Origin of the sequence: Microbacterium sp. LWH12-1.2 (assembly GCF_040675825.1) — a bacterium.
Lineage (GTDB): Bacteria > Actinomycetota > Actinomycetes > Actinomycetales > Microbacteriaceae > Microbacterium.
This window is the reverse complement of the sequence record NZ_JBEGIJ010000001.1, coordinates 1,811,853-1,826,869: the sequence shown is the minus strand read 5'-3', so window position 1 is coordinate 1,826,869 and position 15,017 is coordinate 1,811,853. Positions and strand designations below refer to the sequence as shown.

Below are 15,017 nucleotides of genomic sequence, written 5' to 3'. Positions count from 1 at the left end.
CTCCACGCAGCTTGCACTCGAAGGGGTCGAGTGCCAGAATGGCGTTAGCACTCTCTCAGTCTGAGTGCTAAACCCAACGTCTACGTCCAGGAGGGACGACAAAACTCATGGCAAAGATCATCGCTTTCGATGAGGAGGCCCGCCGCGGCCTCGAGCGTGGCCTGAACATCCTCGCCGACGCTGTCAAGGTGACCCTCGGCCCGCGCGGCCGCAACGTCGTGCTTGAGAAGAAGTGGGGCGCCCCCACGATCACGAACGACGGCGTGTCCATCGCCAAGGAGATCGAGCTGGACGACCCGTTCGAGAAGATCGGTGCGGAGCTCGTCAAGGAGGTCGCCAAGAAGACCGACGACGTCGCAGGTGACGGAACCACCACCGCGACCGTTCTCGCTCAGGCGCTCGTCCGCGAGGGCCTGCGCAACGTCGCAGCCGGCGCTGACCCGATCTCGCTCAAGCGCGGCATCGAGAAGGCCGTCGCCGCGATCACCGCGGAACTGCTCTCCAGCGCCAAGGAGATCGAGTCGAAGGAGCAGATCGCCGCCACGGCGTCCATCTCCGCCGCTGACCCCGCGATCGGCGAGCTCATCGCCGAGGCGATCGACAAGGTCGGCAAGGAGGGTGTCGTCACCGTCGAGGAGTCGCAGACCTTCGGCACCGAGCTCGAGCTCACCGAGGGCATGCGCTTCGACAAGGGCTACCTGAACCCGTACTTCGTCACCGACCCGGAGCGCCAGGAGGCGGTCTTCGAGGACGCGTACATCCTGATCGCGAACCAGAAGATCTCCAGCATCAAGGACCTTCTGCCCATCGTCGACAAGGTGATCCAGGACGGCAAGGAGCTCGTCATCATCGCCGAGGACGTCGAGGGTGAGGCTCTCGCGACTCTGGTGCTGAACAAGCTCAAGGGCATCTTCAAGTCGGTCGCCGTCAAGGCTCCCGGCTTCGGCGACCGCCGCAAGGCGCAGCTGCAGGACATCGCGATCCTCACCGGCGCCCAGGTCATCACCGAAGAGGTCGGCCTCAAGCTGGAGAGCGCCACGCTCGACCTGCTGGGTCGCGCTCGCAAGGTCATCGTCACCAAGGACGAGACGACCATCATCGAGGGTGCCGGCGAAGCTGACCAGATCGAGGGTCGGGTCACGCAGATCCGTCGCGAGATCGAGAACACCGACAGCGACTACGACCGCGAGAAGCTCCAGGAGCGTCTCGCCAAGCTCGCAGGTGGCGTCGCCGTCATCAAGGCGGGAGCGGCAACCGAGGTCGAGCTCAAGGAGCGCAAGCACCGCATCGAGGACGCCGTTCGCAACGCGAAGGCTGCCGTCGAAGAGGGCATCGTCCCCGGTGGTGGCGTCGCGCTGATCCAGGCCGGCACCAAGGCTCTGGCCACGCTCGAGCTCACGGGTGACGAGGCGACCGGTGCCAACATCGTCCGCGTCGCCATCGAGGCTCCGCTCAAGCAGATCGCGCTGAACGCCGGGCTCGAGCCGGGCGTCGTCGCGAACAAGGTCGCCGGCCTGCCTGCAGGTCACGGCCTCAACGCTGCGACCGGCGAGTACGGTGACCTGTTCGCACAGGGCATCATCGACCCCGCCAAGGTGACCCGCTCGGCGCTGCAGAACGCAGCCTCGATCGCGGCTCTCTTCCTCACCACCGAGGTCGTCGTCGCCGACAAGCCTGAGAAGGCCGGCGCTCCGATGGGTGACCCGTCGGGCGGCATGGACTTCTGAGTCCCGCTTCCTCGCACAGAAACGCCCCGGCCTCTCGGCCGGGGCGTTTCTGCGTTCCGCGGCGGGGGATCAGCGGAACAGGCTGGCCGAGTACTGGTCGGCGTCGGCGTACTGCATCGCGGCAGCGCCGAGGGCCGTGCCGATCGACTCCAGAACCTGCTCGACGTGCAGCTGCGCGCCGCGCCACTGCTCGCTGCAGGTCTGGAAAGCGGCCGATGCGCTGCCGGTCCACGATGACTGCAGCTGCCCGAGCTGAGCCATCAGGGTGGTGGACTCGCCCTGCAGGCGCGCCATGGTGGCGTGGGCCGCGCTGTTCGCGGCCTGCACGGCTTCGGTGTCGACGGTGAAGACGGACATGGGAACTCCTCTCGATGGAGTTCTGAACCTATTCGTCGATCGCCCGCCGTCCCCACGGGTAATGGGGCGATCTCCACGGTCTGTGTGCAACCCGCGGGTTCGAGAAACGGTGCAGGAGGAGTGCGCTACAGGTCGAGCCGGTCCAGCGGCTGCGTGTCCTCCATCAGGTGCGCGGGCGTCGCTCTGGCCGGCGCCAGAGGCAGGGTGACCGTGAAGGTGGCGCCGCCGCCTGCCGTCTCGGAGACGGCGACCGAACCATGCAGCGCCTTGACGATCGATGCGACGATCGCCAGGCCCAGGCCGGCGCCACCGGTCTCTCTGGCACGCGAGGTGTCAGCCCGCCAGAACCGCTCGAAGATCTGCTCGCGAATCTGCGGGGGAATGCCTTCGCCGTGATCGACGACCGCGATGCTGCCGGTCCCGCGCACGCGATCCGTGTCGACGACGATCTCGATCGGGCCGTCCTCGGGGGAGAACCGGCGAGCGTTGCCGAGCAGGTTGGTCACCACCTGGCGCACCTTGTTCTCCTCGCCGAGCACGATCGGCGGCGTGCGCACGGGAAGGTCGGCCGACTCGGTGAAATCGATCGCCGGCACCGCATCGGCGGAGCCGCGCGGTTTCCTGCGGAGCCGGGCGAGGGTGGCGCCGGCGAGCCCGCGAGGTGCTGCCGAGTGCGCGTCCGGGCGCACCGTGACGGTGTACGTCGGTGGTGCGGATGCCGCCTTCCCCGTGAGGTCGACCACCGTGACCGTCCGCCCTGGGGCGGCTGCACGCAGATCCAGGGCGGCGTCGCGGGCGATCGGCCGGAGATCGAGGGCTTCGATCTCCGGTTCGCGCTCCTCGTCCAGTCGGGCGAGTGCGAGGAGATCCTCGACGAGCACGCCCATCCGGATGGCCTCCTTCTCGATGCGCTCCATGGCGCGCGCGGTGTCCTCGTCGCCGCGGATCGCGCCCATCCGGTACAGCTCGGCATAGCCGCGGACGCTGACGAGCGGTGTGCGCAGCTCGTGGCTGGCGTCTCCGATGAAGCGGCGCATGTGCCGCACCGTGCGATCCCGTTGGGCGAGCGAGCCGTCGACGCGGTCGAGCATGGTGTTGATCGCGGCGTTGAGCCGGCCGACTTCCGTCGTCGGCTCGAGATCGGTGAGACGCTGGCTGAAATCACCGGCGGCGATCGACATCGCCGTCGATTCCACCTGGCCGAGTCGGCGGAACGTGAGGGTCACCAGCCCTCGCGTGAGCAGCGCTGCGAGGAAGATGGTGATCAGTGCGACGGTCGTGTAGATGCCGAAGTACTGTCCGATGATCCGGTCCACTTCGTCCAGCGGCATCGCGACGAGCTGTACGCGAAGGGGGCCGTCGTCACCCTGCACCACGGCGACCGCGGCGCGGAACGAGCTGCCCCCGTCTCCCGTGAGCGTGAACTTGCGGTCCAGGTCTGCCGTGGCGCGCTGCAGGGAGTACTTCGTGGGGAAGTTCGGCGAGGGGCCGTTCCCCGCCGTTGCCGCCAGACGTCCTTCGTGGTCGTAGACGGCGAAGGAGAAGTCGCGTGGTGTCTCCAGCTGCGTGTAGCTGGTCTGGCCGTCGGTGGTGACGACGTCGAAGTAGCGGCCGGTGATATCGCTGGAGACCAGGGAAGGCAGCTGGGCGTCGATGTTCTCGATGAGGGAGTTGCGCAGCATCGGCACCGTTCCGATTCCCGCAAGGAGCAGGCCGAGGGCGAGCACTGCGACGGTGACTCCGGTGACTTTCGCCCGCAGGCTGATGCGGCGCCACCAGTGGGTGACCGCGTCCGGCTGGTGTGCCATGCGGTCCTCCCGTATGCGACGTCGGCGGCCACCAGAGGCGGCGATGGGGCCACTGACAGAGCGGCGATGGGTGCGGGTCGAGTCAGCCCGACTTGCCGACCTTCAGCATGTAGCCGAAGCCGCGCTTGGTCTGGATGAGCGACTCCTCGGTGTGCGGGTCGATCTTGCGGCGAAGGTAGGAGATGTAGCTCTCCACGATGCCGGCGTCGCCGTTGAAGTCGTACTCCCAGACGTGATCGAGGATCTGGGCCTTGGAGAGCACCCTGTTCGGGTTGAGCATCAGGTAGCGCAGCAGCTTGAACTCGGTCGGACTCAGCTCGATCGGTTCCTTGCCGACGTGGACATCATGCGTGTCCTGGTCCATCGAAAGCTCGCCGGCGCGGATGATCGACTCCTCATCGGCCTGCATGGTGCGCCGCAGGATCGCCTGCGCCCTCGCCACGATCTCGTCGAGGCTGAACGGCTTCGTGACGTAGTCGTCGCCGCCGGCATTCAGACCTTCGATCTTGTCGTCGGTGCCGTCCTTGGCGGTGAGGAAGAGGATCGGCGCGGTGAAACCGGCGCCGCGAAGGCGCTTGGTGACGCTGAAGCCGTTCATGTCCGGCAGCATCACGTCGAGGATGATGAGGTCGGGTTCCTCCTCCAGCACCGCCGAGATGGTGGCGGCGCCGTTGGCGACCGTCTTCACCGAGAATCCGGCGAAGCTCAGTCCGGTCGAGAGGAGGTCGCGGATGTTGGGTTCGTCATCGACGACCAGGATGCGCGCTGCTGTCATGTCCCCATTATGGTGACTTCCGTGATGAGCGGGCTGATTATCTGCCGGAGCGGCGGTTCATGCACGTAGCGCGGCGGTGACGGCCTGCGTGATCGCCGCCTCGATCGGCGCCTCCGGATCCACGGTGATGCGGTGCAGCAGGAGCCCGTCGCCGGTCGCCATCAGGAAGGCGGTATGCGCCGCTGCGGCCTCGCCTCCGAGTTCGTGGAGGATGCCGCGCACCCACTGCTCCATGCCCGCACGCTGCGCCCTCAATGGGCCGGCGGCGTCTTCATCGGCTTCGAGGAACAGGGCGTAACGCGCACGCGTCCTGGCCGCGAGCGGCCCGGATTGGGCTTCGATCATCCGCGTCAGTGCGCCGATGAGCTGCTCCCGACTGTGGATCTCCGGGATGCCGGCGTCCGCTCGCTCCTGTACGGCCATCCACTCGATCACGCCGGCGAGCAGTGCCGCGCGGGTGCGGAAGTGATTCGAGGTCGATCCGGGTGGGAGGGACGCGGCGGCATCCACGCGTCCATGGGTGAGCGCGCGCACTCCTTCGGTTCCGACGAGGGTCACCGCGGCATCCAGTGCGCGCTCTCGAGTGCTGCTCACGGTCCGAGACTATGCGCACTATGAAACTAGTGGCAAATCTACTATGAACGTAGTATTCTGTGCTCAGGGCCGATCCGACCCGGACGTGCAGACGCGGAGGTCTCGTCATGGACACACCGGCATTCCCGCAGGGATCCCTCCGAGGGACGTGGTCGCCCCCGTTGCCCGACGCGGACGGGTTCACGCATACGGTGGTCGCGACGCCGGGGCTGCGCACGCACGTCGCCGCCATCGGCGGAGGAGACGCCGTCGTGCTGCTGCACGGTTTCCCGCAGCACTGGTGGCAATGGCGGCTGATCGCCCCGACGATCGCCGCTCGGGGGTACCGCGTGATCTGTCCCGATCTGCGTGGTTCCGGGTGGTCCGAGGCCGACGACCCCGGTTTCGAGCGCGACTCTATCCGGCACGACCTGGAGTCGCTGCTCGACGCCCTGGGGATCGAAAGGGCCCACCTGATCAGCCACGACCTGGGCGCGGTCGTCGCAGGTCAGTTCGCCTACGCGCACCCCGAGCGGGTGCGCACAGCCGTGCAGATCGCGGTGCCACCGGGGTTTATGGCGTTCACACCCCGGCTCCTGCCCGCGTTCGCGCACATGCCGCGGATGCTCATGCACCGCGAGGGCCAGTCGCTGGGCTGGCTGTTCGGTCCCCGATACGTCGCGCACCCGATGAGCGGCGCCACCGTCGACGCCTACCTGCGCGTGCAGCAGCGGCCTGAGGTGAGCCGCGCCGTGCGGGCGCTGTACCGCGGAATGATCATTCCCGAGGTGCTCCGCCTCGCGCGGGGCACGTACAAGAGAATGCGGTTGCAGCCGCCGACGCTCGCCGTGTTCGGGCGGCACGACGGTCCGTTCACCGAGACGCTCGTCCGCAGGATCTGCCGTGACCACGAACGGCGCGCCGAGCACTTCGAACTCGCCTTCGTCGAAGACGCGGCCCACTTCGTCACCGACGACGCTCCGGCCGAGATCTCCGAACTCGCGTTGGACTGGTTCGAGCGCGGGGACAGAGCGGCCTGATCAGGCCGCCAGCGCGTCCGCATCCATGATCGTGTAGCTGTAGCCCTGCTCGGCGAGGAACCTCTGACGGTTCTGCGCGTAGTCCTGATCGATCGTGTCCCTGGCCACCAGCGTGTAGAAGCTCGCGGTGTGTCCCGACTGCTTCGGGCGCAGCAGGCGACCGAGGCGCTGGGCCTCCTCCTGGCGGGATCCGAACGAACCGGACACCTGGATGGCGACGGACGCCTCCGGCAGATCGATCGAGAAGTTCGCGACCTTCGACACCACGAGCAGCGAGATCTCGCCCTCGCGGAACTGACGGTACAGTTCCTCGCGCTCGTCGATCGGGGTCGCGCCAGTGATCGATGGGGCGTTCAGCGATTCGGAGAGCGTCTCCAGCTGATCCAGGTACTGCCCGATCACGAGGATGCGCTCGCCAGGATGCTTCGCGATCAGTTCCTTCACGGCATCGATCTTCGCCGGGGCCGATGCCGCGAGCCGATAGCGCTCGTCGTCGGTTGCTGCCGCGTACTCCAGGCGGTCGCTCGGCGGCAGGTCGACTCGCACCTCGTAGCAGGCCGCGGGGGAGATGAACCCCTGGGCCTCGATCTGCTTCCATGGGGCATCGAATCGCTTCGGCCCGATCAGGCTGAAGACATCGCCCTCGCGGCCGTCCTCGCGCACCAGGGTCGCCGTGAGGCCGACCCGGCGGCGGGCCTGCAGGTCGGCGGTGAGCTTGAAGACCGGGGCCGGCAGCAGATGCACCTCGTCGTACACGATGAGACCCCAGTCCAGGGCATCCAGAAGTGCGAGGTGGGCGTACTCGCCCTTCCGCTTCGCCGTGAGGATCTGGTACGTCGCGATCGTGACCGGCTTGACCTCTTTGGCCTGGCCGGAATACTCACCGATCTCTTCAGGGGTGAGGCTCGTGCGCTTGAGCAGCTCGTCGCGCCACTGACGCGCTGAGACGGTGTTGGTCACCAGGATGAGCGTGGTGGTCTTCGTCGCGGCCATCGCACCGGCGCCGACGATCGTCTTGCCGGCGCCGCAGGGGAGCACCACGACCCCCGAGCCGTCCTTGCTGAACGCATCGACCGCATCCTGCTGGTATGGGCGGATCTGCCAACCGTCTTCGGTGAGCTCGATCGGATGCGGTGTCCCCGGCGTGTATCCCGCAAGGTCCTCGGCCGGCCAGCCGATCTTCAGAAGCTCTTGCTTGATCTGGCCGCGCGCCCACGCGTCGACGACGAAGGTGTCCGGGGTCGGATGTCCGATCAGCAGCGGCTGGATGCGCCTGTTGTTCGCGATCTGGGTGAGCACGGCCGGGTCGGAGGAGCGCAGGATGAGCGTGCCCTCCTCGTCGCGCTCGATGACGAGCCGCCCGTATCGGTTGACGGTCTCGCGGAGGTCGACGGCCACCGACGGCGGCACGGGGAAGCGGGACCAGCGGTCGAGCGTCTCCAGCATGTCCTCGGCGGTGTGACCGGCAGCGCGGGCATTCCACAGGCCGAGGCGGGTGATGCGATATGTGTGGATGTGCTCGGGGGCACGCTCGAGCTCGGCGAAGATCGCCAGTTCGTGGCGGGCGCTCTCGGCCTCGGCGTGGGCGACTTCGAGAAGCACGGTGCGATCGCTCTGGACGATCAGGGGGCCATCAGACATAGCTGACCAGTCTATCGCGGCTTCGAGTCACGGGGTCGGCCCTGCACTCGACGGGTGGTTCACTGCTCGACGACGAAAGCCGCGCGGATGCTGGAGACCGGCAACGTCCGCTCGACATCGGCGGCACGGTCGCGTCCGCGCAGGCGTCCGCCGCCCAGTCCGGTGGCTTCCAACAGCAGGTCCCGTGTCGACCCGTCGGGCATGCCGACGGTCACCTGCAGGACGGCCTTGGCGCGGACGGCCGCCTCCAGCTCTCGGTCGAGCCAGGCGGCGTCGGCATCCGGTCCCTGCTGCGCGCGCAATCGAGCAAGCAGCGGCGAATAATCCGCGATGACGGCGACGGGTCCCGTCGTCGCCGGATGCCTGTCGGCCGTCAGGACGGTCCCGTCCGCGCCGACGAGCGTCGCGGGGTAACGGGCGTCCGTGAGTGCCCAGTAGACGGTGTCGCGCCCGACGCGAGAGGCCAGAGATGCGCCGACCCTGCTGAGAGCCAGGGGTCGCAGGGTCTGGTCGACGGCCATCGCGTCGATCAGATGACCGTCGACGCTGTCGATGCGCGTGCGCCCGGTTGCGACATCGGCCGATACTCGCACCAGGCCGTGGCGCTGAGCGGTCTGCACGATGAGATAGCTCAGAGGCTGCGGGATACCGGTGAGCGAGAGCGATCCGAGGAACTCGAGGATCGAATCCTCGGTCTCGCCGGAGGCCAGCGCATGAGCGATCGATTCGACGGTGAAACGGTACGACGACGCCTGTGCCGCCGATTCTCTGGCGGCGATCGTGCGCAGGCGCACGTCGAGTGCGGGCGCGAGCGGGCCGGGGGCGATCGCGCTGAGATCGTTCTGCAGGAAGATGCGGTCGACCTCGGCGGGGAGCACGCCGGTCAACGCCTCGGCGTCGACCTCTCCGCGTTCGCGCAGCGGTACGGTCCATTCGGGTTCGCTGCCGTCGTCGGCGATCAGGCCGAGGAGCCGGGCGCGCTCGAGCAGTACCGCGCAGCGATCGGGCCAGGTCGGATCCCACGGATGCGCGTTCGGCCAGACGGAGAGATCGGGCCAACCGGCGGCATCCCGGCGGAGCCCCCGTGGCAGCGCGCGGAGGAACCCCATCGCCAGGCGTCCCCAGCGGTCGCCGACGCCGGCGTGCAGCCAATGCTCGGTATCCGCGGAGACGCGGAGCTTTCGCCCGTCGGCGCGGACCAGATCTGCGTCGACGGCGATCCCCAGCAGGGCGTCGATGGACTCCGCAGGCACCCCGGCTTCCGCCAGCAGACGCTTCTCGCCGGCGCTGATCCCGCCGGTGGCGAGCAATGCCAGAGGGGTCTCTCGCGCGTGGAGCAGCAGATCGGCCAGCGAGGTGACCGTTGTGAACGCGCGCTCGGCCGCATGCGCGGCATTCTCGGCCGAAGCCAGTGTCGGCGGATCTCCGCCGGCGTCCGTGGGGATCTGCAGGCCCGCGACGACCGCGAGAACAGGCGGGTACGGAGTCCCGTCCGGACGGAGCAGCGCCAGTGCCGTCAACCCTGCGCGCTCCGCGCCGGCGTCGACACCGTCAGCCGCACTCCGCAGCCCGGTGGCCTCGCGCAGGGTCAGCTGAGGCAGCATCCGTGCCAGTGACGTGGGCTCGAGCAGCGCCTCGGCGGCGTCGAAGAAGTCATGCCATGGGGCATCCGCTCGGATGCCGCGCGCGGCGAAGAGATCAGCAAGCTCCGCATCGCTCGCCGCGGCCAGCCAATCAGCAAGCGGGCGCGCGTGAGTGCTCATATGGAGTGCCTCAGGACCGCGAAGCCGCGCGTCCCTTGCGTATGAAGCTCATCACGAGCAGCGCGATGATCATCACGAAGGCGACCGGAAGACCCCAGAGCGGGATGCCGGCGACGAGCGGCCAGAGGCCTTCGCCGAACGCGGCCTGATCCATGCCGACGGCGCTGCCGATGATGATCGCGAAGAAGCAGAGCACGGATGCGGCGGCAAGCCCGAGCGCGCTGAACGCCAGGATCCGGTCGACCTGACGGACCGGAACATCCGGTCCGGAACTGTGCGTGCTCATCTTCCTCAGCCTACCCGCACTGCGGTGCTGGGTTCCGCCGTGACCGGTAGGCTGAGGGTGGATGCGTCTCGGCGCGCCTTCTGTTCGATTTCTATAGCGAGGTTCTTCCATGCCCACCGGCAAGGTCAGGTTCTACGACGACGACAAGGGTTTCGGCTTCATCGCCAGCGATGACGGCCAGGACGTGTTCCTGCACGCCTCCGCCCTTCCCGCTGGCGCTGCCGTGAAGGCGGGTGCCCGCGTGGAGTTCGGCGTGGCCGACGGCAAGCGCGGCCTGCAGGCGCTCTCGGTGCGCGTCCTCGAGGCGCCGCCGAGTCTGGCGAAGGCGCAGCGCAAGCCTGCCGACGACATGGCGATCATCGTCGAGGACCTCGTGAAGCTCCTCGACGAGATGGGCGGCGACCTGCGTCGCGGTCGTTATCCTTCCTCCGGCCACAGCCGCAAGATCGCGGCCGTTCTGCGCAAGGTAGCCGATGACCTCGAAGCCTGACGCCGACGCGCGTCTCGTCGGCGCTCACGATCTCGCGCTGGAAGCCCTGCGCGAGATCACTCCGGCGACGACGATCGGCCCCGCGGCCGGCTACCTCCTGGAAGACGACGGTTCGGTCTCGTTGCGCTTCGAGAACCGGCTCCCCGGGTATCCGGGTTGGCACTGGACGGTCACGGTCGCTCGCGTCGACGACGAGGAGCCGACCGTCCTCGAGATCGAACTCCTTCCCGGTGACGGCGCGCTCCTCGCACCGGAATGGGTGCCCTGGGTCGAGCGACTCGCCGAGTACCGCGCCCATCAGGTCGAACTCGCCGAGCAGGCGGCTGCCGCAGCGGTCGATGCGCCCGATCTTGACGACGACGCCGATGTCTTCGACGACGACGCCGATGATCTCGACGACGATGAGCTCGATGAAGACGATGAGCTCGACGATGAGGATCAGGAAGCAGACATCCTGCATGCCGGAGACCTCGACGGCGTCGACATCGACGAACTGGATGAGTCGGCAGTCGATTTCGATGACGACTCCGACGACGATGACGACTCCGACGACGAAGAGGAATAGCGCGTCCGCTCGGCGATGACGCCGATCCTCGCCTGACGGCGAGAAGACGTTCCGGCGAACCGGGGGTTCAGGATCCGGAGTTCGCCAGCACGTAGTCGAGCGCGCGGGTCAGCTGACGCACGTCTTCGGGCTCGATCGAGACGAAGGTCGCGACGCGCAGCTGGTTGCGTCCGAGCTTGCGGTACGGCTCGGTGTCGACGATGCCGTTCGCACGCAGCGTCTTCGCGACGGCCGCAGCATCCACGCTCTCGTCGAAGTCGATCGTGACGACGACGGGGGAGCGGTGCTCGGGGTCGGTGACGAAGGGGGTCGCGACGGCGGATGCCTCGGCCCAGTCGTACAGCACTCCCGACGATTCCGCGGTGCGGGCGGCCGCCCACGCCAACCCGCCGTTCTCGAGGATCCAGCCGAGCTGGCTGTCCAGCAGGTGCAGGGTCGTCAGTGCCGGCGTGTTCAGCGTCTGGTTGAGCCGGGAGTTGTCGACGGCGTTCTTCAGGCTCAGGAACTCCGGGATGTAGCGATCGGATGCAGCGATCCGCTCGATCCGCTCGATCGCTGCGGGCGAGACCGCGGCGAACCACAGCCCGCCGTCCGAGCCGAGGTTCTTCTGCGGGGCGAAATAGTAGACATCGGCCTGGGTGACGTCGAAGTCGATGCCTCCGGCCGCGCTCGTCGCGTCGATGACCGTCAGGGCGCCGTCTGCGAGCACACGTTCGATGGGTGCTGCGACACCGGTGGAGGTCTCATTGTGCGGCCACGCGTAGACGTCGATGCCGGAGACGATCTCGGCAGCAGCGCGCGAACCGGGCTCGGCCTTGCGCACGTCCGGAGCTTCGAGCCACGGCGCTCCGGCGGCGGCGGCGAACTTGCCGCCGAATTCGCCGAAGACGAGGTTCTGGCTGCGGCGCTCGACGAGACCGAAGGCGGCGGCATCCCAGAAGGCCGTCGAGCCGCCGTTGCCGACGAGGATCTCGTAGCCCTCGGGGAGGCGGAAGAGGGTGGACAGCCGCTCGCGCACACTGCCGACGAGGTTCTTCACCGGGGCCTGGCGGTGCGAAGTGCCCAGCAGGCTCGGACCGGCCGCGAGGAGCGCCTCGAGCTGCGCGGGGCGCACCTTCGAGGGCCCGCAGCCGAATCGGCCGTCAGCGGGCAGGAGTTCTCGGGGGATCTCGATCGCCATAGCTCGATTCTATGGCTTCGGAGTGACGTCGTTTCACGAGCCCCGGATCCGATGTCGGCGCAGGAATGTAGGCTTACCTAAGAACTCTCGGAGGGCCAGACATGACCGACCTGATCGACACCACGGAGATGTACCTCCGCACCATCCTCGAACTCGAGGAGGAGAACATCGTGCCCCTGCGTGCGCGCATCTCCGAGCGCCTCGGGCACTCCGGCCCCACGGTCTCGCAGACCGTCGGCCGGATGGAGCGCGATGGCCTCGTCGTCGTCTCCGAGGATCGGACCCTCGAACTCACAGACGCCGGCCGGTCGAAGGCGGTCAACGTGATGCGCAAGCACCGCCTGGCCGAGCGACTGCTCTCCGATGTGATCGGACTGGATTGGGCGTTCGTGCACGAAGAGGCCTGCCGCTGGGAACACGTCATGAGCGAGCAGGTCGAGCGTCGCCTGGTCGAGCTCCTCGGTCACCCCACCGAGTCGCCCTACGGCAACCCGATCCCCGGACTCGATCAGCTCGGCGACCTCCCCGCGCGCACGTTCGATGAGGGCGTCATCGGTCTTGTGCAGAAGCTGAACACCGCCGGAGCGCCGATCGACGGCACCGTCCGGCGCCTTGCCGAGCCTGCGCAGGTCGACCCGGAGTTGCTGCAGCAACTCCGTGACGCCGGAGTCGTTCCCGGTGCGCATGGCGACTACCGCTATAACGAGGGCTACGTCCTGATCCAGATGGACGGCAACGGCGAAGGGCTCGAGCTTCCGGTCGAGCTGGCCTCTCATATCTTCCTGGTGGCTGAGCCGGTCTGACCCGCGCGGCCGGTGCTTCGCGCGGCGAATCCGGAGCCCTCTCCGAGGATTGCCAGGTTCGCAGGGTGACACGATCGTTATCTTCCGGTAACCTCGGACAGGTCGTCAGCGAGAAGCCCGCAGACGATGACCGTGAAGATTGCCTTCCAGGCTCGTCGTCTTTCCGGTTAAGTCGCACAAAGTACCCGAGCTACATCCGTGCACGAGAAGCAGAGTGCCGACGAGCCAGCGCTACCCGAAGCGCGCAGGCGCAGGAGGACCCACTTTTGGCCGCAGACATCGATTCGCCCACGAACACAACCGAAGACCGAACACTCGCTCGACGCACACCCGCTCGAGCGCGTACCCACAAGGCTGCAGGTCCTCTGCGGTCGATCGCCATCTTCGGTGCCGTAGGCGCCCTTGTCGCCGTCATCGCGCTGCCCGCCTATGCGGCGAGCAAGCCCGCCGAGGCCGGCACGACGATCCAGCAGCTCGCCGAGGCCGATGCGCAGTCGCTCGTCGTCGCTTCGCAGGCGACCGCAGCCCCGCTCAGCCGCGGCACCTTCACGGCTACCACACCCGATGAGATCGAGAAGAAGAAGGCGGAAGAGGCTGCCGCAGCCCGCGCCGCCGCTGCCGCCTCGACCGCCGGAACTGCCTTCAACACCGCGGGCTATGCGCTCGTCTCTCCCGGCTCCGGTGAGGTCCGCTATCCGCTGCCCCAGGGTTCGTACACCCAGGGACGCACGACGGTCGGCCCCGACAGTGGCGGCCACGACGGTGCAGACATGCTGGCTCCTGCGGGCACCCCGATCTACGCGGCTGCGGCCGGTGTCGTGCGGGTCTCGTCCGAGAGCTACTACGGCTACGGTGTCGCCATCGTGATCGACCACGTCATCGCCGGACAGCGTGTCTCGACGACCTACGCGCACATGACGTACGGCACTCGCCAGGTGCAGGCCGGACAGACCGTCGAGGCGGGTCAGCTCATCGGAGCGGTCGGCAGCACCGGCAGCTCGACGGCGAACCACCTCCACTTCGAGGTGCGCATCGGCGGCAGCATCCTCGAGCCGTACTCCTGGCTGGCCGCCAACGCCGGCTGATCCTTCTCGTCGGTGGAACGGACCCGAGGCGGACACACCTTCGGCCGTTCACCTGCTGTTTCGCCCGCTGTGCGCGTGAATGAGTTAGCCTGAACCCGTTGTCGTACAGACGGGAGAAGCTGATGGAGCGAATACCGAGCATCCGAACCATGGATGCCCTCGGCCGTTACGTTCTTCGGCATCGTCCGCAGGGATGCCACGGCGTTGCCGTGCGCGAAAGGCGCTGTCTCTGAGACGGCGCCTTTTTTCGTCTCTGCAAACCCTCTGCCGCCTGTTCGACCTCATGTGAGTCGAGAGTGCCGGGAAGCCGTCCCGGCGGATCGAGAGGATGACGATGCGCACACTTGTCTTGAACGCCGGATACGAACCGCTCGCGATCGTGTCATTCAAACGAGCATTGGTTCTCGTGATGAATGACAAGGCGACGGTGATCGAGCGCGTCGAGGACGATCCGGTCTGGGCCGCCCGCGGAAGATACGAACGTCCTGCGGTGATCATCCTCTCCCGCTACGTGCGTGTTCCGAAGAGTCGCCGCGTTCCGGTGACACGCCGCGGGGTGCTGCGGCGCGACAACAATCGCTGCGGTTACTGCGGCAAGGCGGCGTCCACCATCGACCACGTGCTGCCCCGCTCGCGCGGGGGCGCGGACTCCTGGGAGAACCTCGTCGCCTGCTGCCTGCGCTGCAACAACGTCAAGAGCGACCGGACGCCGCAGGAGATGCGCTGGGAGCTTCGGATCACTCCGCGCCCGCCGCACGGCACGGGCTGGACCGTGCGCGGTACGGAGCGAAGCGACCCACGCTGGGAGCCGTACCTCGCACTCGCTGCGTGACGTGTAAGTGCCTTTGGGTGCCCTCGACAGGATTCGAACCTGCGACCTGCCCTTTAGGAGAGGGCTGCTCTATCCCCTGAGCTACGAGGGCG

Annotated in this window: 15 protein-coding genes and 1 tRNA gene; 7 read left to right on the top strand and 9 right to left on the bottom strand. The window is 67.6% G+C overall.

Translation table 11 applies throughout. The annotated features are described in order from the left end of the window. The first annotated feature begins 107 nt into the window (after window positions 1-107). Complete coding sequence (gene groL / locus MRBLWH12_RS08795; RefSeq protein WP_341973932.1) at window positions 108-1,727, top strand: chaperonin GroEL; 1,620 nt, start codon at window positions 108-110, stop codon at window positions 1,725-1,727. 69 nt (window positions 1,728-1,796) lie between these two features. Here groL and MRBLWH12_RS08790 read toward each other — a convergent pair whose 3' ends face one another. The 4 genes from MRBLWH12_RS08790 to MRBLWH12_RS08775 all read right to left on the bottom strand — a co-directional run bounded on the left by MRBLWH12_RS08790 (window position 1,797) and on the right by MRBLWH12_RS08775 (window position 5,261). Continuing rightward, window positions 1,797-2,084, bottom strand: coding sequence for a WXG100 family type VII secretion target (locus MRBLWH12_RS08790; protein ID WP_341973933.1), 288 nt, complete (start codon window positions 2,082-2,084; stop codon window positions 1,797-1,799). 125 nt (window positions 2,085-2,209) lie between these two features. Continuing rightward, window positions 2,210-3,892 (bottom strand): sensor histidine kinase, encoded by a 1,683-nt coding sequence (locus MRBLWH12_RS08785; protein ID WP_341973934.1) that lies wholly within the window; start codon window positions 3,890-3,892, stop codon window positions 2,210-2,212. Between the two features lie 82 nt (window positions 3,893-3,974). After that, on the bottom strand, window positions 3,975-4,667 hold the full coding sequence (locus tag MRBLWH12_RS08780; RefSeq protein WP_341973935.1) for a response regulator transcription factor: 693 nt from the start codon (window positions 4,665-4,667) through the stop codon (window positions 3,975-3,977). 57 nt (window positions 4,668-4,724) lie between these two features. Then, window positions 4,725-5,261: a TetR/AcrR family transcriptional regulator gene (locus MRBLWH12_RS08775; RefSeq protein WP_363548260.1), complete on the bottom strand. Its 537-nt coding sequence runs from the start codon at window positions 5,259-5,261 to the stop codon at window positions 4,725-4,727. Between the two features lie 107 nt (window positions 5,262-5,368). Between MRBLWH12_RS08775 and MRBLWH12_RS08770 the strand changes: the two genes are divergently transcribed. Next, window positions 5,369-6,280, top strand: a complete 912-nt coding sequence (locus MRBLWH12_RS08770; protein WP_363548258.1) for an alpha/beta fold hydrolase — start codon at window positions 5,369-5,371, stop codon at window positions 6,278-6,280. On the opposite strand, the gene MRBLWH12_RS08765 is transcribed toward MRBLWH12_RS08770, so the two are convergent. The 3 genes from MRBLWH12_RS08765 to MRBLWH12_RS08755 are packed head-to-tail and all read right to left on the bottom strand — an operon-like array spanning window position 6,281 to window position 9,970. Next, window positions 6,281-7,921, bottom strand: a complete 1,641-nt coding sequence (locus tag MRBLWH12_RS08765; protein ID WP_341973938.1) for a DNA repair helicase XPB — start codon at window positions 7,919-7,921, stop codon at window positions 6,281-6,283. It lies immediately after the preceding gene. A 59-nt stretch (window positions 7,922-7,980) separates the two neighbouring features. Further along, window positions 7,981-9,684, bottom strand: coding sequence for a helicase-associated domain-containing protein (locus MRBLWH12_RS08760; protein ID WP_363548256.1), 1,704 nt, complete (start codon window positions 9,682-9,684; stop codon window positions 7,981-7,983). Between the two features lie 10 nt (window positions 9,685-9,694). Continuing rightward, the gene (locus MRBLWH12_RS08755) at window positions 9,695-9,970 is read right to left on the bottom strand and encodes a multidrug ABC transporter ATPase (protein ID WP_341973941.1); all 276 of its coding nucleotides are present in this window, start codon (window positions 9,968-9,970) and stop codon (window positions 9,695-9,697) included. A gap of 109 nt (window positions 9,971-10,079) precedes the next feature. Between MRBLWH12_RS08755 and MRBLWH12_RS08750 the strand changes: the two genes are divergently transcribed. Both MRBLWH12_RS08750 and MRBLWH12_RS08745 read left to right on the top strand, forming a co-directional pair. Further along, the gene (locus MRBLWH12_RS08750) at window positions 10,080-10,460 is read left to right on the top strand and encodes a cold-shock protein (RefSeq protein WP_341973942.1); all 381 of its coding nucleotides are present in this window, start codon (window positions 10,080-10,082) and stop codon (window positions 10,458-10,460) included. Then, on the top strand, window positions 10,444-11,025 hold the full coding sequence (locus MRBLWH12_RS08745; RefSeq protein ID WP_363548254.1) for a DUF3027 domain-containing protein: 582 nt from the start codon (window positions 10,444-10,446) through the stop codon (window positions 11,023-11,025). Before MRBLWH12_RS08750 ends, MRBLWH12_RS08745 begins: the two co-directional genes overlap by 17 nt. Window positions 11,026-11,092: 67 nt before the next feature. On the opposite strand, the gene serC is transcribed toward MRBLWH12_RS08745, so the two are convergent. Next, window positions 11,093-12,205, bottom strand: a complete 1,113-nt coding sequence (serC, locus tag MRBLWH12_RS08740; RefSeq protein WP_341973944.1) for a phosphoserine transaminase — start codon at window positions 12,203-12,205, stop codon at window positions 11,093-11,095. A 101-nt stretch (window positions 12,206-12,306) separates the two neighbouring features. Here serC and MRBLWH12_RS08735 point away from each other — a divergent pair, with 101 nt between their 5' ends. From MRBLWH12_RS08735 to MRBLWH12_RS08725, 3 genes are all read left to right on the top strand, one after another. Further along, the gene (locus MRBLWH12_RS08735) at window positions 12,307-13,008 is read left to right on the top strand and encodes a metal-dependent transcriptional regulator (protein ID WP_341973946.1); all 702 of its coding nucleotides are present in this window, start codon (window positions 12,307-12,309) and stop codon (window positions 13,006-13,008) included. A 266-nt stretch (window positions 13,009-13,274) separates the two neighbouring features. Next, window positions 13,275-14,093 (top strand): M23 family metallopeptidase, encoded by an 819-nt coding sequence (locus MRBLWH12_RS08730; RefSeq protein WP_363548251.1) that lies wholly within the window; start codon window positions 13,275-13,277, stop codon window positions 14,091-14,093. A gap of 334 nt (window positions 14,094-14,427) precedes the next feature. Next, window positions 14,428-14,925 carry an HNH endonuclease gene (locus MRBLWH12_RS08725; protein WP_341973949.1) on the top strand — a complete coding sequence of 166 codons (498 nt, stop codon included), beginning with the start codon at window positions 14,428-14,430 and terminating at the stop codon, window positions 14,923-14,925. Window positions 14,926-14,943: 18 nt separating this feature from the next. On the opposite strand, the gene MRBLWH12_RS08720 is transcribed toward MRBLWH12_RS08725, so the two are convergent. Beyond that, a tRNA-Arg gene (locus MRBLWH12_RS08720) sits at window positions 14,944-15,016 on the bottom strand. Window position 15,017 lies beyond the last annotated feature (1 nt).